Origin of the sequence: Moraxella lacunata (genome assembly GCF_002027545.1) — a bacterium.
GTDB lineage: Bacteria > Pseudomonadota > Gammaproteobacteria > Pseudomonadales > Moraxellaceae > Moraxella > Moraxella lacunata.
The window spans coordinates 37266-57585 of record NZ_MXAN01000033.1 but is presented as its reverse complement, the minus strand read 5'-3'; the positions used below and the strand labels follow the sequence as shown (position 1 = coordinate 57585).

Below are 20320 nucleotides of genomic sequence, written 5' to 3'. Positions count from 1 at the left end.
GCAAAAATAACTTGTAAGACCATGATTTTTAGGTACTTTGGGCTTTGACACAGACCAAATTATCATGTCTGTCTTTATGAACCAAATGACACTCTGGGGCAAGCGACTGATATACGGCTAAGGTTTCAGCGGTCATCTGTTCAATGGTGTATTCGTGAGTCATTGGGGGGCGAGTTTTATTTTGTAGGTGAAATTTGATGTTTTTACACAGAGCAAGGGCAGTCTCCTCTTTGATTAGCCCTTGGGGATAAGTGGCTTGTAAAATATCAGCAAATGCCCCCCTTGCCCAGCCAATGATGGGCGTGCCAAGGTGTATCGCTTGAATGGCAGTAATACCAATGCTCTCAGGGCGTTCGGCAAGAGCAAGTACCACATTGGCAGATGATAACCACTCTTTCATGTCAGGTGGTCGCCGTCCGATGAATGTCACACGATTGTTTAGACCCAAAGCGTGCAAGCGTTGAACAAATTCCTCGTAAGCGACGTCTTGGTCGGTTGCAGTTGCCAAATCATCATCCATAACGATGGCGTGGATGTTTGGGAATTTGTCTTTTAAGTTACCCAAAATGTCCACAAGCCAATCTTGACCGTATTCATGTCCAACAGGTGTGGGAAACACGAGCCATTTTTTGTGTTCAAGTTCAGGATATTGGGCAAATACGCCATGAAGCCAATGCACGGATGCATGATGGCGATAGGGGTATTTGCGAGTATCTACGCCACGACGAATGCAGACGATTTTAAAGGGAAATTCTTGAATGTTGTATTCTTCTTTTTTGATGGCAAGTTTTTCTTTGAGATATTTATCAATACTATAAGATGCACTGATGATGACATCGGAGAAAAACAAGGCTTTACTGTAATTGTTTAATGGATAAAAACCATAAACGGTCGCCACGATTTTGGGTTGTTTGTCATCAGGCAATGGGCGGATTGCCCAATGTAGCACCCATGCAGGCGTGCGAGAATGGACATGGACAATATCAGGTTCGTACTCACTGATGAGCCGTCTGAGTTTTAGGACATACACCAATGACAACCATGATTTTTTTAGCATGGGAATGCGATAATACTTCGTGTCATCACGAAGTAGACGAAGCACAAGCTCATCATCAGCCGTAGCAGAGCCAACCACCACAGATTCATGCCCTGCCTTAGATAGGGCGTGCGTGATGGCAAAAATACCCCGTTCAGATTCATCGTGCTTTAACGATGATAATAAGTGCATGACTTTCATAGCGTTTTTAGAAAGTTTAGTAGCGTTCTGGCGTGTTCTTTGGCTTTGACGTTACGAAAACTGGCGAGCATATTACCTGTTTTGTCAAACACAAATGTAGAGCGTACCACACCAAGATGAGTTTTACCATACATCATTTTTTCTTTGATGACCTCAAAATGCTGGCACAGTTTTTCATCGGCATCACTGACAAGCCCAATGAGAAGTTCTTTTTTGGTGATGAAATTTTGATGAGAACGTACGCCATCACGAGACACACCAAGCACCACATAGCCAAGCGTGGCAAATTCATCGCATAAGGCGGTAAAGTCGCTCGCCTGCACGCTACATCCTTGGGTGTTGTCTTTGGGATAAAAATATAAAATCAAGCCCAAACCACAGCTACTGATGTATTTTTTTAACTCAATCTCTTCATTGATAAAGCCCTCATCAGAGCGATGAACCAAACGAACGGCAAAATCAGGCAGAGCGATGCTTTCTTGGGAATTGTTCATGATGATTTGATATGATAAAAACAGTGTGTCTATTTTACCCAAAAAATACGTAAATTACCAACGTTAAAACAAGACACACATCATGAAAAAATTTTCGTTAATATTTGTAAAAATTGTCATTATACGGTAAAATTAGCCGCTAATTTTTGGGCAATCTAAGATAAGGCGATTTATGTCTTTGCTTTCTTTTTTTAACATCAATGAGCGTGGCTCAACGGTACGCCAAGAAGTCATTGCAGGTTTGACCACGTTTTTGGCGATGGTGTACTCGGTGATTGTTGTGCCAGGGATGCTCGCTAATGCAGGTTTTCCTGCTGGGTCAGTTTTTATCGCCACATGCTTGGTGGCAGGGCTGGGTTCTATTTTGATTGGCGTGTTTGCCAATGTACCAATGGCAATCGGTTGTGCCATCAGCTTGACAGCATTTACCGCATTTAGCTTGGTACTGGGACAGCAAATCAGCATTAATGTCGCCTTAGGGGCGATTTTTTTGATGGGCATACTGTTTACGCTCATATCGGTAACAGGCATTCGGGCATGGATTTTAAAAAATCTGCCCAGTGCCATCGCTCATGGGGCAGGTATTGGTATTGGTCTGTTTTTACTGCTCATCGCTGCCAATGGTGTGGGACTGGTCATCAAAAATGATGCAGGACTGCCTGTCAAAATGGGTGAGTTTACATCTTTTGGGGTCATCATGTCGCTCTTGGGTTTGGCGGCGATTGTTGGTCTTGAAAAACGTCAAGTCAAAGGCAGTATTCTATGGGTCATTATCGCCATCACCATCATTGGGCTAATTTTTGACCCAAATGTCAAATTTGGTGGTTCTGTTTTTAAACTGCCCACCTTTGGCAATGAATCGCTGTTTGGGGCGATGGACATCATGGGAGCATTAAATGCCGCCGTACTGCCTGCGGTATTCGCCCTTGTCATGACAGCGGTGTTTGATGCCACAGGAACGATTCGTGCGGTGGCAGGACAGGCGGGTCTCATTGACAAAAATGGACAAATCTTAGGCGGTGGCAAGGCACTCACAGCAGACTCGGTATCATCAATCATGTCGGGGGTATTCGGTACTGCCCCTGCGGCGGTCTATATTGAGTCGGCGACAGGTACAGCGGTGGGGGGTAAAACGGGACTTACGGCGGTGGTCGTGGGTGGTCTGTTCTTGCTCATGCTGTTTTTTGAGCCATTGGCATTTTTGGTGCCAAACTATGCCACTGCTCCTGCACTCATGTATGTGGGTTTGCTCATGCTAAGCAATGTCTCAAAACTTGATTTTGATGACTTTGTGGGAGCGATGAGTGGGCTTATCTGTGCTGTGTTTATCGTCTTGACGGCAAATATCGTTACAGGCATCATGCTCGGTTTTGGTTCATTGGTGCTAGGTCGCATCATCTCTGGTGAGTTTAAAAAACTCAACACCGGCACGGTTGTCATTGCCATCTCTTTGGTGGCATTCTATGCGTTAGGCTATGCCATTTAAATTTCAATACTGTAAAAATAAAAATCATTTACCAACGGTGAATGGTTTTTTGGTAGATGGATGTTATACAATAAATGGTTATGTTAATGCACATCGTCTGCCAATTTTAGCAAATACGCCCGCATGGCAGGCAATTCATCATGGGGGATGCCATTGAGCCATGCACCATCTACGGCACAGCGTATGACAGACAGGCGTGGGTCGCTGTCGGTGCCTGCATGAGTTTTGATTTTTTGGGCAAGCCAATTTCTCCATAGCCCATACATCTGCACATTGGTGACCATGGCTCTAATAAGACCTGCCCAGTCGCTTTTTAGTCCAATCTCTTGATTGTCAAACATCACCCGAACATAGGCTTTGGTAAATGCCCCCATCTTATCAGAATGGGCATCCATGTCGGCTAATATGGCGGTGTTGATTTGGGCGATAAACAGCTCCACCACGCTGGTGATGAGTTCATCTTTGGATTTGAAATGATGAAACAGTCCGCCTTTGCTCGTGCCTGCCATGTCCGCCACTTTTTGCATGGACAGATTGCCAATGCCAACGTCTAGCATGAGATTTTTGGTACAGACCAAAATGGTATGGCGTAACAGCTCGGGGTTGTTTTTACGTTTGGGGGTTTTATCATCAGGTGTGGGCATGGCGGTGTTGGTGGCAAATAAGTCATTCATAAGAATCTCTTGGGGTTAAAATGATTTAAAGAATAATCTTGAAAGCTAATGGGTGGTGGCAGACGAGAAAATATTCATAATCACCACACCTGCCACGATAAAAGCCATGCCGATGATGGCAGGCGTGTCTAAGGACTGTTTTAGGATAAACACGCCAATCAAGGCAGTCAAGATAATGCCCACGCCCGACCAAATGGCATAGGTCATGCCAAGGGGAATGACCTTGACGACATGAGACAGAAGGTAAAAAGCGATGGCAAAACAGATGAGCGTAATACAAGTGGGAATGAACCTGCTAAATCCGTCTGATTTTACTAAAAAAGTCGAACCTGTTACTTCGCTGATGATGGCAAGGGCGAGCAAGGCGTAAGCGGTGGGTAGTTGCATGATGATTTCAATGTTAACTATGATGAATAAAACCGACTGGTCGGTTTTATATTTTACAAAAAATCATAGCTAAGTGCAAGTTTTTTTAATTTATCCCTGTCTTATCTTGATAACGAGTGGGGTCGGATATGCCTGCTTGCACAAAGCCTTGATGACGTAACACACAGCTGTCACACTCGCCACAGGCTCTCCCATCACTGTCGGCACGGTAGCATGACACGGTTTGGGCATAGTCCACACCCAACGACAATCCAAGTTTTAGAGTTTGGGCTTTGGATAAATATTGCAAAGGGGCGATGATGGATAAGCGTCTGCCTGCTCGCCCTGCCACGGTGGCAAGATTTGCCATGGTCTCAAAGGCACGAATATAGTCATCTCGGCAGTCAGGATAGCCTGAAAAATCAACCGAACTTACCCCGATGATGATGGCACAGGCTTCGGTTACTTCTGCCACAGCCAAGGCATAAGACAGAAAAATGGTATTACGTGCAGGGACGTACGTGACAGGCACAGCATCGCTGTCTGCTTGATGGTCAGGCACCTCAATACTACTGTCAGTCAGTGCCGAGCCACCAAGCTGAGCGATGTCAATATCAATGATGCGGTGCGACACACCAAGCATCTGGGCAATGGCGGATGAAAAAGCAAGTTCGCTTAAATGACGTTGTCCGTAGCAAAAACTGATGGCGGTAACCTCTTTAAAAACAGCCTTTGCCCAATACAGACAAGTAGTGGAGTCAAGCCCTCCTGAGAACAAAACGACCGCCTTTTGACTTGCAAAATCGTCAGAATGGGGAATGTTAAGGTCATTATTCTTAGGGTCATAGGGACAAAATGTCATCATAAAATACAAACCATGCAAATAATCAAACGGTCAATTTTAACACAAAATTCAAAAAATCCTTCAATTGTGGCAGTTTTATTTTTAACAAGTCTAGAATGTATTCAACCTTTACATCATTTAGAAAGTTTTATAAATACAATGGTTGTAGAAAACGAGATTTTTATTGGTATTTTGCATCTCGCTCATCTTTTTACTCATCAGTGGTAGAGACATCCTAGTCTACACCATAAAATCTTTGCCCAAATAAACCTTTTGCACCAACTCATTTTGTAAGATGTCATTGGGCGAACCTTGGGCGATGATATTGCCTTCGGACACGATATAAGCTTTCTGACAGATGGATAAGGTTTCACGCACATTATGGTCGGTAATGAGTACGCCAATACCTCGCTGCTTTAAAGCAGTAATGACATCCTTAATGTCACCCACCGAAATAGGGTCAACCCCTGCAAACGGCTCATCTAGCAGGATAAATTTAGGGTTAGCTGCCAACGCTCTGGCAATCTCACAGCGACGACGTTCGCCCCCTGACACACTCATGCCCAGCGAATACCGTACATGCTCCAAATGAAACTCGCCAATGAGCTTTTCAAGCTCGGCAAGTTGGGCGGATTTATCCAAATCCTGACGGGTCTGTAATATCGCCAAAATGTTCTGCTCAATGGTCAGCTTACGAAAAATAGAGCTTTCTTGGGGCAGATAACCAACACCTGCTTTGGCACGTTCATGCATGGCTTTTTTGGACAAATCAATATCACCCAACATGATTTGTCCTTTATCCATCGGCACAAACCCAATGACCATATAAAAACTTGTGGTCTTGCCTGCTCCGTTAGGCCCTAAAATACCCACCACTTGTCCTTCATCTATCTCAAAGGAGACATCTTTGACCACCCAACGCTGTCCATAGCGTTTGCCCAAATGGTGCATGGCAAGCGTGGTCATGGGCGAACACCTGTTTGACTGTTGGACTCGCTCGGCGGAAACACCAACTCCACACGGCGACCACCACCAGCATTGGCTTCCACATCGCCCAGTTTTAGGCTATAACGAATGGTATTGCCCGAAAAGCTCGCCCCTGCTTGGGTTAGCTTGGCATTGCCCGTGAGCGTAATGATGCCTGTCACGGCATTATAATCAATCTTATTTGCCTGTCCCTTAGCAAGACCCTTTTCTTGGGTGACGACTTGTTGCATGGTTGCAGGGCGACCTGTTGCCACAGCAGTTTTAATGCTACGCTTATCATCTAAGTTTAGCGTAATGTTGTCGGCGGTGATTTTGAGCGTGCCTTGTTCAATGATGACATTACCCAAATAATTGGTTACACCTGTACGCTCGCTGTATGTCGCTTTGTCAGCAAGCAGACGAATAGGCTGACTGGCATCTGACGGCAGAGCATGGGCAGATAACGCCATGCCCATCCCTGCCACAAAAAGTAGGATTTGGGCTGATATTAAGTGTGATGTTCTCATAAGATATCCATAATAGATGAATTAAAATAAAGGCTTGTCTTCACGCTTGGGCGGGGCAAACTCCATTTGAATGCGGTGAAATTCATACTCGCCCGTCTGCAAATCCCCTGTAAAACCCTGTGCCATAAAGCTGTCCGCCCCTTGGGTAACGCTGATAGGCTCACTGCTTGCCACTTGACGTTGTTTGGTATTGCCTGTTAGTAGGCTGCCTTTGATGGTCATGTCGGGCTTGGTGTCATCGCCTTGTCGCACCAACACAAAGCCTTCTTTTAATAACAAATCACCCGTGGTCTGCTCCAAACTGGCAAGACTGGCTTCTAAATGATAAGTTTCGCTGTTTGGCGGTGTCCAGTCTATTTTGGCGTTTTTCATCTCATCCACGCCTGCACTGTTTTTTGCCAAACTGTCCGCCGTTAGCGTGTATTCAATCTCGCCCGTCTCAGGACTGGTCTGCACCGCCTTAATCTCGGTGACTTCATAAGAGACGGCAGGGGCAGACGGCACGGCAGGTTCAATTTTGACGTCTTCTTTGTAAAAAAACCACGCCCCGACCATGAGTGCCATCACACCAAGCACGCTGAGAATTTTTAGATTCATGAGTGATTATCTCTATTTTTCAGCTTGATTATTACCAACTTAGATGCTTAGATGTATTGGGCGATAAAGGCATCATAAACCCCTTTTGCCTTTAATAACTGCTCGCACACTTCACGCACCGCACCATGACCGCCCATCTTAGTAGTGACAATGTCTGCCGCCGCTTGTGTCTCGGCACAGCCATTTGGCACAGACACGCCCACGCCTGCTTCACGCACGGCTTTTAGGTCGGGCAAATCATCGCCCATGTACATGCATTCGCCCACAGACAGTCCAAGCTCATCGGCAAGGGCAGATAAAGCAGTAAATTTATCATCTCGCCCCTGCACCACATGGTCAATGCCCAGCTCATCAGCACGACGTGCCACCATGGGCGAGTTTCTGCCTGTAATGATGGCAAGGATAATCCCTTGCTTTTTGAGTGCTTTTAACCCCACACCATCTTGAACATAAAAGGCTTTGGTTTCTACACCATTGGCATCATAGATGATTTGCCCGTCTGACAAAATCCCATCCACGTCCATGACAAAAAGTTTGACCGCTTGCAATCGTTTGGTTAAGTCGCTCATGCTTTTCCTTTTGTTGTTTTACAAATTTAGCTTACGCCTGCTTTTAGCAAATCATGAATGCTAATCACGCCCGCAAGCCTACCCTTATTCAATACCAATAATTGGCTGATGGCACACTCATTCATAAGCGTTAAAGCATCGGACGCTCGCATTTCGCCCGTGGTGTGCTTAGGGTGCTTGGTCATGAGTGTACTCATGGGGGCGGATAGCGACACATTATCCGCCAGTTTACGCCGTAAATCGCCATCGGTAAAAATACCCACCACATCATCCTGTTCATCAACCACCACCGCCAAGCCCAGTCGCCCCCCCGTCATCACAAGCAAGGCTTTATCAAGACTGGTATCGGCTCGCACCACGGGCAGGTTCTCGGTGTGCATAACATCCTTGACACGGGTCAATAGTTTACGCCCCAATGCCCCTGCTGGGTGTGACAAGGCAAAATCATTACTGGTAAAACCCCGAGCATGCAACAGTGCCACCGCCAATGCATCGCCTAATGCCAGTGTGGCAGTCGTGCTTGATGTCGGTGCCAATCCGAGCGGACAGGCTTCTTCAAAGTTACCAAGGGTCAAAGCGATATTGGCAGATTTGGGTAAAAACCCACGACGGTCACGGCTGATACTGATTAAGGGAATGCCCAACTGTTTGACAACAGGGATGAGCATTTTAATCTCATCGGACTGCCCTGAGTTAGAAATGGCAATCAGTACATCGCCCTGTACCAACATGCCCAAATCGCCATGTCCGGCCTCCCCTGGGTGCATAAAAAACGCAGGCGTGCCTGTGCTTGCCAGCGTCGCCGCTATCTTACGCCCGATATGCCCGCTTTTGCCCATGCCTGTCACCACGACACGCCCCCGACACGCCAAAATCGCCTGACACGCCTGCACAAAACGCTCATCAAGCTCATTTTTAAGTAGTGCCAATGCTTCTTGTTCGGTATTAATGGCGGTCAAGCCCACACTGATAAAGTCAGTATCAAGGTCGGCTGTGTTCGGGGTTTGGTCATTCATGAGTGGCAGATAGTCTATAAAATAAAATAGGTATGATACCATATTTGACGATGTTTTATGGCAAATTTTTATCAAACTGCGATAACTTTTATCATAAAAACTTTCACGATAAAAAAAGCCCACATCATGTGAGCTTTTTGGCATGGTTAATCACCACGAGCGACATCATTCATCGTCATTGGTTTTGTCAAACCCTTGGCGGTCAAAGGTGCCATTGTCAAAGGCTTTGTTATCAAATCCCTTGCCATCAAAACCACGTTCATTTTTCTCAAAGCCTTTACCATCAAAACCACGCTCTTCAAAACCCGAACGCTCAAAGCCTTGATTAAAGCCCATGCCCCCTTGTGGATAGCCACCACGTTCAAAGCCTTGATTGCCACCGAAACCTTGGTTTGGCGGAGTGCGAGTAAAGCCACCCACAGGACGGGTCGTGCCCGCCCCACCGCCAAAGCCTTGACGGTCAAAGCCTGCATTAGGATAGCCCGTGCCTTGATAGTTACTGCCACTCATCACGCCCACCGATGACGGATAGCCCGTACCTGTGCTAGGGGTTGCACCATCTGTGGGTGGGTTGCGAGTGGGGACAACGGTAGAAATGGCATGCTTATAGACCATTTGGCTGACGGTATTTTTAAGCAATACGACATACTGGTCAAATGACTCAATCTGACCTTGTAGCTTGATACCATTCACCAAAAAAATAGACACAGGAATGCGGTCTTTACGCAGAGCGTTTAGGAAGGGGTCTTGTAGGCTTTGCCCTTTTGACATTGTTGTTCTCCAAAATTAACACAAGAAAAAAGCAACCAACGGTGCTTGGAAAAATACGTTAAAAATCACGCCAAAAGCTCATTTTGTGCGTCTTTCATGCTTGCAAATGAAAAAATCCGTTGCTGTGACTGGGGGTCACTTGTTATGCTGGCCTTTGTTTTATTCATTTCGTTGGCGTTTATAAATTGGGGTAAACTGGTCAGTTGTCTTTGCCATGTTGATTGACGTTTTGCCAGTTGCCTTGTTGCATATAATGCCTTATTTTTCATGTCTTGGCAAGCCATATCATGCATATTTTGCCCTTTTGTTACAAAATTCTTGCCATTTTCGGCGGTCATTTTGTTGTTTTTTTGTAAATTTAGAGCAAACGCTTGCCAAACAGGGGAAATTTGCATAATCTCATGGTCGGTTATCGCCAAAAATTCCAATACCTGCCGATAGCCCACGCACCGCATGGACGGCATATCAGGCGTTAGGTCGGGGTATTTTTGCAAAAGAGAAATGACTTCATCCACCAACCCTTGCTCCCACATGATGTCAAGGCGTTTGGCGATACGCTCGTGTAGCCACGCACGCTCAGGCTCTACCGATAGGGTCAGCCAGTTTTGATGTGGGTTTTGACAAGGGGCGACTTTGGGCGTGGCTTGCCATACGCTCATGGGCGTGCCTGTCTGCATATGCACTTCCACCGCCCGTGTGATACGCTGGGTGTCGGATATTTTTAGACGCTGACAAATCTTGGGGTCGTGCGTTTGCAGATAGGCGTACAGCTCGCCAATGCCTTTATCAGACAGCCATGCCATGACCTGCCCACGAATGGCAGGGCCGGTGTCAGGCACAGCAGACAAACCGTCCAAGAGTGCCATATAATACATCATCGTACCGCCCACAAGTAGCGGAATCTTGCCCCGTGCATGAATGTCGCCAATGAGTCGCTCCACGTCCGCCACAAAAGTCGCCACATTATAAGTTTCGGTAGGCTTAATGATATTCACCAAATAATGCGGAAAACGGGCAAGTTCATCATCGGTCGGTTTTGCCGTGCCGATGTTCATATCCTGATAAATCAACGCACTGTCCACCGAAATCAGCTCAAACCGCCCTGTCTCATACAGACGGCACGCCAAATCGGTCTTACCGCTGGCGGTCGGGGCGATAAGGGATAGGACGGTGTTATCAGGTAGGGATTTATAATGTAAATTCATCTGTTATTTAATTCCAAGAGATTATCCGAATTATATGAAACATCAATAATGATAGAATGGCAAAATTGAAAATTATCATAATTTTATCAATAATTCTATGTAGATAGTCTTGACTTGATTTTTTGCTATAAATTAAAGCTGTGCTGATAATAAATGTGAGAATACCGCAAATAGACAATGTTAAAAAATAAATTGATTTATCTTTTTTAGCGTTGTAATGATGTGGTGTATCAAAGAATATATTTTTATCATTATCCACAGCCCTTGCACTTGACAGATGATAATATTGTTTTGGATAGCTATCTATTGTGGCTTTAAGGTTTATATTATCTATTTGATAATAGATAATACCACCCGTCTTATAATCTATGTTTGTTTCAGATATCTTAACCTTCTGATTTTTTATAAAAATAACTTGTTCGTTATCTTTGTCTTCTGTAACACTGATTTTTAAAATATTGATGTTGCTTGCTTTTTTGCCAAAAGAGTTATCTACTTTAAGTGTATAAATGGTTTGATTGTCTGTCTTTACATCCTGCCATTTGGTAAGATTGCTATATTAGACTTCTTTCCAAACCCTGATTTTTATGGATTTTTAAAAACTTCAACCCCAATACTTATAAGGTAAGGGTTTATTTTTAGTTTGGAAAGAGATTTATTGGTAATTGTGCCAAAAAATTTCAAGCAATACAAATAGCACCAAACTACCAAAAGCCATACAAATTGACAACATCAAAACAAGGCTGATATTTTTTATTTTGTCAAACATTTGTATTAGCCATTATAAAAGATGTCAAGCTCAGTCCCAACAATCTCTACCGCCCTGCTCTCATCAGCTTGTCTTGTAATGTTTATCGTTATGTCAGGCTTTGGCAAAATACTCTCGGCACGGCTTGCCCATTCAATGATAACCAGTGAATTTGGTTCATCAAAATATTCAAAAAATCCAATAAAATCCAACTCTTCTGGGTCATTTAACCGATATAGGTCGGCATGGTACACAGGCTTGCCGTTGATGTTATACGGCTCAACTAGGGTATAAGTTGGGCTCTTTACCGCCCCTGTATGCCCCAATGCCCGCAAAAGATAACGGGTAAAAGTCGTTTTGCCCGCCCCCAAATCGCCCGATAGCCACAGACTGCCTGTGGGGTTGATTTTGGCAAGGGCGTTGGCAAGGCGCTCGGTGTCGGTTTCGTCTTTTAAGATTAAAGTTTTCATTCTTCACGTTCAATTTTGGAAACAGGAAAAGCCATTCTTAATGGTGCATTTTGCAATTCAAAAAATCTATAACTTTGATAAAATGATTTTGCCTGTTCATCTTTGGCATCAACAATCACAAAAGCCACACCAATCAACTCAGCCGTTCTTTTTACTCGCCGTAGGGCGTGTGCCAACAAATCAATACCAATTCCCATACCTTGATAATTTTTATCAACCGCCAAACGTCCAATTAATATACAAGGTACGGCAGTATGCGGTGATTGATTTTTCAATTCATCAGGACTGTCTGATTTTTGGATTTTATCGGCTGATAAGGTATAAAATCCAATGACACGACCATTTTTATGACTAACATAAATAACAGCTTCTTGTCTTTTTATAATTTGACTGGCAAGTTGTTTAATAAAACGATTTAATATATCATTACCACAGTCAAATAAAGACCTGTCGTGATTTTTATTTAATGGTTCAAATATCAATGAATACTTACGATTTATCAAGTTCATAACCCCGAGCAATTAACGCTTTCATTTTTTCATTTGGCTCTGGGGGGTTATTTAAAACATTCATCATATTATCCCACTCTTCATCAGTTAAATAAATACCTTTATCTTTATCAACTATTTTTAAAGCGGTTTGATAGGCTTGTTCAGTAATAAAATCACTCAACGGCATACCAACAATTTGACTTGCTTTTTCAATAATCACTTGTTCACTAGGAGCAATGTCTAATACTATCATACTTTATCCTTAAAAATTTACTTGTCTTAACGGCTGTGGATTGACAAATTTCTCGCCACGTTTTAGCTTATCAAACAGCTCGCCATCGCCCCACTCGGCTTTGACTTGTTCGCTAAATTCAAACATATCCAGCGACAATTTACCCATGCGTTCGTTTTCTACATCTTCTTTAAAACACTGAGCATAACCTGTGGCGGTCTCGTGGACGATGACCGAATAGACTGATACGCCCGTCTCACCATTTTGGGTCGTGGTGTTTTGCATGACTTTATCCGCCCAATAAAAAATGACACGACTAAACTGCTCGGCAGATGGCGACACAGGCAGACTTATCCAGCGAGCCGAAAAATCCTTGCACGCACGGATATAATCGCCATCGTCCTTGTCCCAAAAGGTAATGGCGTGGTCAAAGCTGTCAATCAAGTCCTTGATGTGCGACTTCAACAGTCCAAAATCATAGACCATTTGCCCGTTATCAAGGGCGTGGGCTTCTAGGATAAGCTCCACTTGATAGCTATGCCCATGAATGGAGCGACTACAACGGTCGGACGTACAGTTGCGGACGATGTGGGCATTTTCAAATTTAAAAAGTTTACGGATACGCATTTTTTCAGTTATATGGTTGGTTTTTTGTATTATATCATGAAATTGTGGTTTTGAATGGATGCGTATTTTGGTTCAATCAAGCAAAAGCCCCACATAAGGCAAATTACACCCAAATAGATGACAACATACTTTTGGTATATGGTTCACTTAAAAACACGACAAACATGCCCATCTCATCCATTTTTGCTTTGGGTTTATTCATTGTGTTTTGAAGAGAGCACCACCACTTTCGGCTCGCTTTTTGCCTTATAAGCGTCATAATCAGCATAGGGGTCGGTTTTCATGTCGTTTTCGTTTTGGTCAAGCACTTTGATTGAATAATCTTGTAAGACAAACTTCACATACACCACCTGCACCCACACAATCGCCACCACCATAAGCGGTGTCGCCATGGCAATGCCAAGCACGCCTGTGAGCGTTCCCATGATAATTTGCGAGAGTAGCAGAGCCACAGGAGGCAAGTCAATGAGTCGCTGTTGTACCATTGGGGCGACCACATAGCTTTCTAACTGCTGAACCACAACAATCATAACAAGTGTCCACAGTAGCAAATCAGGCGAGACAATCAACACAAGGAGCAAAATCGGCACCGCCGACAGCCAAGGGCCAATCACAGGCACAAAATCTAGCACAAAGGCAATCACGCCCATTGCCAATGCAAACGGAATACCCATCAGCCACAACGCCACCCCTGTCGCCACACCCACAAACGCCATGACCACAAACTGCCCGATAAGCCACTGCTCTATCGCCCCATAACTGCGTTTTAGTAGGTATTCGCCCTTTTCCCGATACGGCTTTGGCACAAGGGCAATGGCACTTTTGGTGTACACGCTTGGCGATAATGCCAAAAACAGCCCCACCACCAAAATCACAAAAAACGTCCCCACACCGCTTAGCATACCCCCAAAAAATGCAGGCAAACCACCGACAATGCTGTCTTGAAATTTACTAAGAAACGCCTTAGGGTCTTGTTTAAATTCTATCGCCCACGCATTTTGGGTCAGCCATTCATAGACGATGGGATAATTTTTGGCATACTCTTGTATGACGTCAAGCGACTTGGGAGCAAGCTCCTTTATATCGTGAAATTGGGCGATAAGCTCTGAACCAAACATCGCCAAAAATCCCGCCTCCACCGCTAAGACTGCCATCGTTACCATGCCAATTTGCACACTGTGTGGCAATTTGGCAAAGTAGTCGCCCACTTTGGGGATTTGGCGGGTAAGCCGTGCCAAACTTAGCAAAAACACCGCTGCCAAAATGGACGCAAAAACCATCAACCATACCTGTATCAGGTAATAAAAACTTAGCAAAAATAGGACAAGGGCGACAAAAAAGATTATGGCGGATTTGTAAGATGTGGTCATGGCAGGCACTTAGATGAATGCTATCAATAAAAGTGCAAATAATGTAGCCTAAAATGGCAAATTTGGCAAGTGATTTGTAGCGACGTTATTTTTAATAATTAAAAGTTTTTAAATTGATAAAAATTATAAATAAAATTTGTCAAATATCATTCACAAAAAGTGTTAAAATAAGTCAATTTATTTGTAGTCAAAAGTTTTGTAGCCAAAAGCCACATCTTTATCAGGAACAGTTATGCCACAATACCGCTCAAAAACTTCCACATCAGGTCGCAACATGGCAGGAGCCAGAGCCCTATGGCGTGCCACAGGTATGACGGACGATGATTTTAATAAGCCAATCATTGCCATTGCCAACTCATTCACGCAGTTTGTCCCCGGGCACGTTCATCTAAAAGACATGGGACAACTCGTTGCCCGTGAGATTGAAAAGGCAGGAGGTGTTGCCAAAGAGTTTAACACCATTGCCGTTGATGATGGCATTGCGATGGGGCATGGCGGTATGCTGTATAGCTTGCCAAGCCGTGATTTGATTGCCGACAGCGTGGAATATATGGTAAACGCCCACTGTGCGGACGCTTTGGTGTGTATCTCCAACTGCGACAAAATCACCCCTGGTATGCTTATGGCTACCTTACGCCTAAATATCCCCGCAGTCTTTGTCTCGGGCGGTCCTATGGAAGCAGGTAAGGTGCTAGCCAGCGAAGTGCATGACGGACATATGCCCCATGAGACCGTTACCGATGAGACGGGCAAAAAGGTGCGTAAACTTGACCTAGTGGACGCCATGATTGACGCCGCAGACGACCTTATCAGCGATGAAGACGTGGCAAATGTGGAGCGTTCTGCTTGCCCAACTTGTGGCTCTTGCTCTGGTATGTTTACCGCCAACTCCATGAATTGCCTAACCGAAGCACTAGGCTTATCCTTACCTGCCAACGGCTCGCTACTTGCCACGCACTCCAAGCGTAAAGAGCTGTTTTTAGAAGCGGGTCGGCTCATTGTAGAGCTTGCCAAACGTCATTATGAACAAGATGATTATTCGGTGTTGCCAAGAAGTATCGCCACCAAAGACGCATTTTTGAACGCCATGAGCCTTGACATTGCCATGGGTGGTAGTACCAACACCATTTTGCATTTGCTTGCCAGTGCCAATGAAGCAGGCGTGGACTTTAAAATGGCGGACATTGACCGCTTATCTCGTGCCGTGCCGTGCCTATCCAAAGTCGCCCCTGCCACGCAAAAATACCACATGGAAGACGTACACCGTGCAGGAGGCGTTATGGGGATTTTGGCGGAGCTTAACCGAGCAGGGCTACTTCGCACCAACGTGCCAACCATACATAGCCCAACCCTAGCGGACGCCCTTGCCAAATGGGACGTAATGAACCCTGACAACCAAACCGCCCGAGAGCTGTACATCGCCGCCCCTGCGGGCGTACGCACCACGCAAGCATTTAGCCAAAACAAAGTCTGGGGCAATCTTGACTTAAACCGTGAATCGGGCTGTATCCGCTCCAAAGAATTTGCATACAGTCAAGACGGCGGTTTGGCGGTGCTGTTTGGCAACATTGCCGAGCGTGGCTGTGTGGTCAAAACCGCAGGCGTGGACGAGAGCATTTTGACCTTTACAGGACGTGCCAGAGTCTTTGAAAGCCAAGACAGTGCGGTGGAAGCGATTTTGGCGGACAAAATCGTGGCAGGCGACATCGTCATTATCCGCTATGAAGGTCCAAAAGGCGGGCCTGGTATGCAAGAAATGCTCTACCCTACGTCTTATCTAAAATCCAAAGGTCTAGGCAAGGCGTGTGCGTTGCTCACGGACGGCAGATTTAGCGGTGGTACATCAGGGCTGTCTATCGGACACGCAAGCCCCGAAGCTGCTGAAGGCGGTGCGATTGGACTTGTAGAAGAATTTGACATCATCAAGATTGACATTCCAAACCGCACCATTCATCTGGACGTATCAGACGATGAGCTTGCCAAACGCCGTGTCGCCATGAATGAGCGTGGCAAACAAGCGTGGAAACCTGTAAACCGTGAACGCTATGCTTCCCAAGCCCTGCGAGCCTATGCTGCTATGGCAACGAGTGCCGATACAGGGGCGGTAAGGGATGTGAGTCAGGTGGAATAAGATAAAGCAACATAATAAAATAAGCTCAACTTTTTGGGCTTATTTTTTTGGTGTAAATATGGATAATTTGATTGGTATTTAGGGCGTGCCTACCATTGATAACATTTTATAAAATAAGATGAAAATTTAACGCTTTTATCAATTTTTGCATGAAAAATGGCTAAATCTTGTTTTTCATCGTCAAAAACTTGCTTGATAGAATAACTATCAATCTGCGTTTTTTCCTTGAAAAACGTGCGATTTTTCTCATTTTTCATTGCAAATACCAAAGGCAGGCACGCCCTAGATAAAACCAAAAAATTGCCAAAAGACATCATAGACAAGACAAAAGAATTGGTTAAAGATATTGTTGATAAGGGGAAAGAGTTATTTGATAAAGTGTTTAAAGAGCCTAACCTTTTTGATAAGTTGAAAGAACAATTTGATAACTTTGATTTTCCGTTTGACTTTACAGATGTTTATGACTGGCTCCCCGACATCGTTAAAGATTGGCTAGACATCCCCCGCTCAGGCGAATACCACATCTATGACCCACTTACCTTGGACTTAAATGGTAATGGCATCATTGACGTTATTGGCACGGATGGTTATAAAGGGGCGTTGTTTATTCATGATAATCTCAACATACCTGCAATCAATGAAGAAGAAAGATGGGTGGCTTGATTGTTATAAAAATAATCTGTTTTATAAGTAAGAAAACAAATGTTGTGTATATGAGTGAATGGGTGTATAATTTGTTGGTTGTGAGCTGTTGTAATATTGGCAACTTATTGGTTAAATAAAGATCAATATTTAAATTTTTCGAGATTTACATTTGGGTCTAACCCATAAACTCTATTACTTATCAAATTGTGTTTGGTTTTCTAATGTAGATATGGGAAAATTTTTATGAGATTAAATCATTTTATTAATATTATTTTTTTTAAAGAAAATATTAACAGAGAGAGATTAATTAAAAATTTCCATATATTTTTTATGGTGTTTTTTGTTTTATGTTTTTTAACTAATTATTTTTTTAGTGTTTTTGTTGGTTTTGGTTTTATTTTTTTTATTTTTATCATAGAATATTTGTTTCTATATTTTAGAATTAAAGATGGTAAAGAAAATATAGAGGAAATAAGAAAAGATATTAAGTTTGTATTTATTATTTCACCAATATCAATTATTGTCATTATATCAATTTTTAATTTTTTAGAATTTCCTTATTATATGATAGATTTTAATAAGGAAAAAAAAGAATTAAGTACTGTAACTGGGGTGGTTTCTTCACCAATTGTAGGTAGTAACCAATATAAAAAACCTGAAAAATATTTTGTTATAAATAATAATAAATCAGAAAAACTAACTAATAGCCAAACTTTTCAATTAAATTATCCACATCATAAGCTCATGGATAGAGAACTGGAATTGCCAATAGGTGAAAGCATTGAAGTTATTTATCTAACTACTTATAATGGAAATAACAAGCCTATTTTTCTAGCATATGATGTTAAAATCAGTGGAATATCTTACATAGAATATCAAGATTCTTTGCGATTTTTCCAAGAGAATAAGAGAAAATCTTTCTTGTTCTTAACAATAAGTATGGTTTCTTATACTTTATCTATATTTTTTTCATTTATATTTATGTTGTACACAAATAGGAGAAATGTATAAGTAATTCACTAGCAACAGTTATAGCAAGTTTGTATGAATTTCATAAAAATGGTTATAATTTTGCTTCTGGCACCATAAGTGCAGGAGGTGATTTTGGCGAGACAATTAAAGAACCAACTTTTAGTAACATATTGTCAGCAACTGCTGGACTAATATCATCGATAGGGGCGTTTGCTACTTTTACAGGTACAAGCAATGGAGGGGTGGATAACATTTCAAAAATTGCTGATACTGTTTCTTTGGGAATTACCTTTGGTAAGTTAAAAGAAGCTTACGACAATAGAGATGATCCCAATGCAGAACCACTAAAATTGACAGATGTAACCGATTTAATTGGCGATGCCTATTTGCTAACAGGCGATATAGTAAAAACACCTGCAGCAGCAAAAATTTTGAAAGCTACTGGTATCAGCATAAAAGCATATGGTTTGGCAAAATTGGGTGAAGATGGTATGCACCCAAAAGATTTTTTTAATGCCGACAATTGGAAAGGCTTTGCTTGGCATATTGCGGAGGAATGGTCTCGAGAATTTTATAGTTGGCTACCAGATTTACTAAATCCTTGGCTAGACATCCCCCGCACAGGCGAATACCACATCTATGACCCACTTACCTTGGACTTAAATGGTAATGGCGTCATTGACGTGATTGGCACGGATGGTTATAAAGGGGCGTTATTTATTCATGACAATCTCAACATACCTGCAATCAATGAAGAAGAAAGATGGGTAGCTTGATTGCTATAGAAAGACAATGGCAAATGGAGAAAAAGTGTTGTGTTGGTTAGTGAATGGATGTATAATTTCGTGAATCCTTTTGGCTGATAACATGAAAACTGGTGATTTTGTATTTTCATTATTACTATGCTGTATTGTGTGGTTCTTTCTCTACTTTCTTTAGTATGGTCGTGGGTTGCCCCTTAAACAAGACTTGCATTATATTACAGGTAAGGTTAGGCTAGTTACTGTTGCTAAAGATGGCAAAAATAGAGAAATTAAACACATGAGTATCGTCAACCCCCAAACCAAAGAAAGGTTGATTATTGCTTGTGGTAATGCAGTTATTCCCAAAAAAGACATTGGTAGTAACTGTGTATTTAGGGAGGGACACCTAGATGAAATACTTACCATTGGTTACTATTACCAACCCCCAGTACTTGGCATTACCAACGAAATCCCCCAAATGGCAACCATTCATATCAATAAACCTAATGGCGAGATGATAGTTGCTGATAGTTACGCCTACACAAAAGATAAAATATCCTCTGCTAATAGGTTTTTTGTGATTTTGGGTTTGGTTGTTTTGATTTTATTAATATGGTCTGACATTAGAAATGCCAGAAAAAAACTAAGTAATAAGGAGTAAGAATATGATAACAAATCTGATTAAAGAAGCCATTGAAACTGTTGGCGATACTGGTGGTGTTATTGGCAATGGTATTAACATTAACACGCTTATTGGTCAAGTGGAGAGTGGCGATGTGATTGGTAGAATTGCTGCTGGGGCATCAATACTAACTGGCATGGCTGATACCGCACATACTATTATTGATAAAAGTCCAAAAGGAAAATGGGCAAAAGGAATAGGTGTTTTGGGTGGTGTAGCTGGTGCGGTGTTAGCTTATAAAGATGTCCAATCTATGAGAGATACCTATGTCAAAAGTGGCGAAATCAATCTTGGCAATGCCCTAAGTTTTGCAGGTAATGCGTTGGCGGTTGCGGCAGGCTCTGCTATGTTTTTTAATCCAGCTGGGGCGGCTGTGATTGGTGCACTTACACTCAACAAACCACAAAATCACCACACACCCCCATGTTCCAAAACAGCTCATCTAAATCATCAGTCA

General features: G+C 43.1%; 24 protein-coding genes. 7 read left to right on the top strand and 17 right to left on the bottom strand.

Translation table 11 applies throughout. The annotated features are described in order from the left end of the window. Positions 1-28: 28 nt before the first annotated feature. Entirely contained in the window at positions 29-1228 is a 1200-nt protein-coding gene (locus B5J94_RS05330; RefSeq protein WP_228144529.1) for a glycosyltransferase, read from the bottom strand. A gap of 5 nt (positions 1229-1233) precedes the next feature. Then, positions 1234-1731, bottom strand: coding sequence for a peroxiredoxin (locus B5J94_RS05325; RefSeq protein ID WP_444542960.1), 498 nt, complete (start codon positions 1729-1731; stop codon positions 1234-1236). A gap of 172 nt (positions 1732-1903) precedes the next feature. Between B5J94_RS05325 and B5J94_RS05320 the strand changes: the two genes are divergently transcribed. Next, on the top strand, positions 1904-3217 hold the full coding sequence (locus B5J94_RS05320) for an NCS2 family permease (RefSeq protein WP_062498642.1): 1314 nt from the start codon (positions 1904-1906) through the stop codon (positions 3215-3217). A gap of 83 nt (positions 3218-3300) precedes the next feature. Here B5J94_RS05320 and B5J94_RS05315 read toward each other — a convergent pair whose 3' ends face one another. The 15 genes from B5J94_RS05315 to B5J94_RS05245 form a co-directional block, all read right to left on the bottom strand. Then, entirely contained in the window at positions 3301-3891 is a 591-nt protein-coding gene (locus B5J94_RS05315; protein WP_062498641.1) for a TetR/AcrR family transcriptional regulator, read from the bottom strand. Between the two features lie 45 nt (positions 3892-3936). Next, on the bottom strand, positions 3937-4278 hold the full coding sequence (locus tag B5J94_RS05310; protein ID WP_062498640.1) for a DMT family transporter: 342 nt from the start codon (positions 4276-4278) through the stop codon (positions 3937-3939). 85 nt (positions 4279-4363) lie between these two features. Further along, positions 4364-5119: a 7-cyano-7-deazaguanine synthase QueC gene (gene queC / locus B5J94_RS05305; RefSeq protein WP_079363983.1), complete on the bottom strand. Its 756-nt coding sequence runs from the start codon at positions 5117-5119 to the stop codon at positions 4364-4366. A 222-nt stretch (positions 5120-5341) separates the two neighbouring features. Then, the gene (gene lptB / locus B5J94_RS05300; RefSeq protein ID WP_062498639.1) at positions 5342-6067 is read right to left on the bottom strand and encodes an LPS export ABC transporter ATP-binding protein; all 726 of its coding nucleotides are present in this window, start codon (positions 6065-6067) and stop codon (positions 5342-5344) included. Then, positions 6064-6543: a lipopolysaccharide transport periplasmic protein LptA gene (gene lptA, locus B5J94_RS05295; RefSeq protein ID WP_373280017.1), complete on the bottom strand. Its 480-nt coding sequence runs from the start codon at positions 6541-6543 to the stop codon at positions 6064-6066. Before lptA ends, lptB begins: the two co-directional genes overlap by 4 nt. Positions 6544-6615: 72 nt before the next feature. After that, on the bottom strand, positions 6616-7191 hold the full coding sequence (lptC, locus tag B5J94_RS05290; RefSeq protein ID WP_062498637.1) for an LPS export ABC transporter periplasmic protein LptC: 576 nt from the start codon (positions 7189-7191) through the stop codon (positions 6616-6618). Positions 7192-7238: 47 nt separating this feature from the next. Beyond that, positions 7239-7760, bottom strand: coding sequence for a KdsC family phosphatase (locus tag B5J94_RS05285; RefSeq protein WP_062498636.1), 522 nt, complete (start codon positions 7758-7760; stop codon positions 7239-7241). A gap of 26 nt (positions 7761-7786) precedes the next feature. Beyond that, on the bottom strand, positions 7787-8776 hold the full coding sequence (locus B5J94_RS05280) for a KpsF/GutQ family sugar-phosphate isomerase (RefSeq protein WP_062498649.1): 990 nt from the start codon (positions 8774-8776) through the stop codon (positions 7787-7789). A gap of 165 nt (positions 8777-8941) precedes the next feature. Next, entirely contained in the window at positions 8942-9547 is a 606-nt protein-coding gene (gene hfq / locus B5J94_RS05275; RefSeq protein ID WP_062498635.1) for an RNA chaperone Hfq, read from the bottom strand. A gap of 65 nt (positions 9548-9612) precedes the next feature. Continuing rightward, positions 9613-10752 (bottom strand): tRNA (adenosine(37)-N6)-dimethylallyltransferase MiaA, encoded by a 1140-nt coding sequence (gene miaA / locus B5J94_RS05270; RefSeq protein WP_062498634.1) that lies wholly within the window; start codon positions 10750-10752, stop codon positions 9613-9615. Between the two features lie 774 nt (positions 10753-11526). Next, on the bottom strand, positions 11527-11970 hold the full coding sequence (tsaE, locus tag B5J94_RS05265) for a tRNA (adenosine(37)-N6)-threonylcarbamoyltransferase complex ATPase subunit type 1 TsaE (RefSeq protein ID WP_062498633.1): 444 nt from the start codon (positions 11968-11970) through the stop codon (positions 11527-11529). Further along, complete coding sequence (locus B5J94_RS05260) at positions 11967-12473, bottom strand: GNAT family N-acetyltransferase (protein WP_158081039.1); 507 nt, start codon at positions 12471-12473, stop codon at positions 11967-11969. The genes tsaE and B5J94_RS05260 overlap by 4 nt, the downstream gene beginning before the upstream one ends. Further along, a complete protein-coding gene (locus tag B5J94_RS05255; protein WP_062498631.1) occupies positions 12460-12714 on the bottom strand; it encodes a type II toxin-antitoxin system TacA family antitoxin in 255 nt (84 codons plus the stop codon). Before B5J94_RS05255 ends, B5J94_RS05260 begins: the two co-directional genes overlap by 14 nt. A gap of 9 nt (positions 12715-12723) precedes the next feature. After that, positions 12724-13320 carry a 6-pyruvoyl trahydropterin synthase family protein gene (locus B5J94_RS05250; RefSeq protein ID WP_062498630.1) on the bottom strand — a complete coding sequence of 199 codons (597 nt, stop codon included), beginning with the start codon at positions 13318-13320 and terminating at the stop codon, positions 12724-12726. Positions 13321-13514: 194 nt separating this feature from the next. Next, positions 13515-14690 carry an AI-2E family transporter gene (locus tag B5J94_RS05245; protein ID WP_062498629.1) on the bottom strand — a complete coding sequence of 392 codons (1176 nt, stop codon included), beginning with the start codon at positions 14688-14690 and terminating at the stop codon, positions 13515-13517. Positions 14691-14922: 232 nt separating this feature from the next. Here B5J94_RS05245 and ilvD point away from each other — a divergent pair, with 232 nt between their 5' ends. The 6 genes from ilvD to B5J94_RS14110 all read left to right on the top strand — a co-directional run. Next, a complete protein-coding gene (gene ilvD / locus B5J94_RS05240; RefSeq protein WP_062498628.1) occupies positions 14923-16821 on the top strand; it encodes a dihydroxy-acid dehydratase in 1899 nt (632 codons plus the stop codon). 225 nt (positions 16822-17046) lie between these two features. Further along, entirely contained in the window at positions 17047-17484 is a 438-nt protein-coding gene (locus B5J94_RS05235; protein ID WP_158081038.1) for a hypothetical protein, read from the top strand. A 225-nt stretch (positions 17485-17709) separates the two neighbouring features. Then, positions 17710-18477, top strand: a complete 768-nt coding sequence (locus B5J94_RS05230) for a hypothetical protein (RefSeq protein WP_062501388.1) — start codon at positions 17710-17712, stop codon at positions 18475-18477. A gap of 29 nt (positions 18478-18506) precedes the next feature. After that, entirely contained in the window at positions 18507-19214 is a 708-nt protein-coding gene (locus B5J94_RS05225; protein WP_062501386.1) for a hypothetical protein, read from the top strand. Positions 19215-19389: 175 nt separating this feature from the next. Beyond that, complete coding sequence (locus tag B5J94_RS05220) at positions 19390-19842, top strand: hypothetical protein (protein ID WP_062501384.1); 453 nt, start codon at positions 19390-19392, stop codon at positions 19840-19842. Positions 19843-19846: 4 nt separating this feature from the next. Further along, a partial coding sequence (locus B5J94_RS14110; protein ID WP_158081037.1) for a hypothetical protein occupies positions 19847-20320 on the top strand: 474 nt, incomplete at its 3' end.

Bases quoted from the DNA above. Each gene is read 5' to 3' on its own strand.
- B5J94_RS05330 (WP_228144529.1), bottom strand. From the start codon at position 1,228: ATGCACTTATTATCATCGTTAAAGCACGATGAATCTGAACGGGGTATT.
- B5J94_RS05325 (WP_444542960.1), bottom strand. From the start codon at position 1,731: ATGAACAATTCCCAAGAAAGCATCGCTCTGCCTGATTTTGCCGTTCGT.
- B5J94_RS05320 (WP_062498642.1), top strand. From the start codon at position 1,904: ATGTCTTTGCTTTCTTTTTTTAACATCAATGAGCGTGGCTCAACGGTA.
- B5J94_RS05315 (WP_062498641.1), bottom strand. From the start codon at position 3,891: ATGAATGACTTATTTGCCACCAACACCGCCATGCCCACACCTGATGAT.
- B5J94_RS05310 (WP_062498640.1), bottom strand. From the start codon at position 4,278: ATGCAACTACCCACCGCTTACGCCTTGCTCGCCCTTGCCATCATCAGC.
- queC (WP_079363983.1), bottom strand. From the start codon at position 5,119: ATGACATTTTGTCCCTATGACCCTAAGAATAATGACCTTAACATTCCC.
- lptB (WP_062498639.1), bottom strand. From the start codon at position 6,067: ATGACCACGCTTGCCATGCACCATTTGGGCAAACGCTATGGACAGCGT.
- lptA (WP_373280017.1), bottom strand. From the start codon at position 6,543: ATGGGCATGGCGTTATCTGCCCATGCTCTGCCGTCAGATGCCAGTCAG.
- lptC (WP_062498637.1), bottom strand. From the start codon at position 7,191: ATGAATCTAAAAATTCTCAGCGTGCTTGGTGTGATGGCACTCATGGTC.
- B5J94_RS05285 (WP_062498636.1), bottom strand. From the start codon at position 7,760: ATGAGCGACTTAACCAAACGATTGCAAGCGGTCAAACTTTTTGTCATG.
- B5J94_RS05280 (WP_062498649.1), bottom strand. From the start codon at position 8,776: ATGAATGACCAAACCCCGAACACAGCCGACCTTGATACTGACTTTATC.
- hfq (WP_062498635.1), bottom strand. From the start codon at position 9,547: ATGTCAAAAGGGCAAAGCCTACAAGACCCCTTCCTAAACGCTCTGCGT.
- miaA (WP_062498634.1), bottom strand. From the start codon at position 10,752: ATGAATTTACATTATAAATCCCTACCTGATAACACCGTCCTATCCCTT.
- tsaE (WP_062498633.1), bottom strand. From the start codon at position 11,970: ATGAAAACTTTAATCTTAAAAGACGAAACCGACACCGAGCGCCTTGCC.
- B5J94_RS05255 (WP_062498631.1), bottom strand. From the start codon at position 12,714: ATGATAGTATTAGACATTGCTCCTAGTGAACAAGTGATTATTGAAAAA.
- B5J94_RS05250 (WP_062498630.1), bottom strand. From the start codon at position 13,320: ATGCGTATCCGTAAACTTTTTAAATTTGAAAATGCCCACATCGTCCGC.
- B5J94_RS05245 (WP_062498629.1), bottom strand. From the start codon at position 14,690: ATGACCACATCTTACAAATCCGCCATAATCTTTTTTGTCGCCCTTGTC.
- ilvD (WP_062498628.1), top strand. From the start codon at position 14,923: ATGCCACAATACCGCTCAAAAACTTCCACATCAGGTCGCAACATGGCA.
- B5J94_RS05230 (WP_062501388.1), top strand. From the start codon at position 17,710: ATGAGATTAAATCATTTTATTAATATTATTTTTTTTAAAGAAAATATT.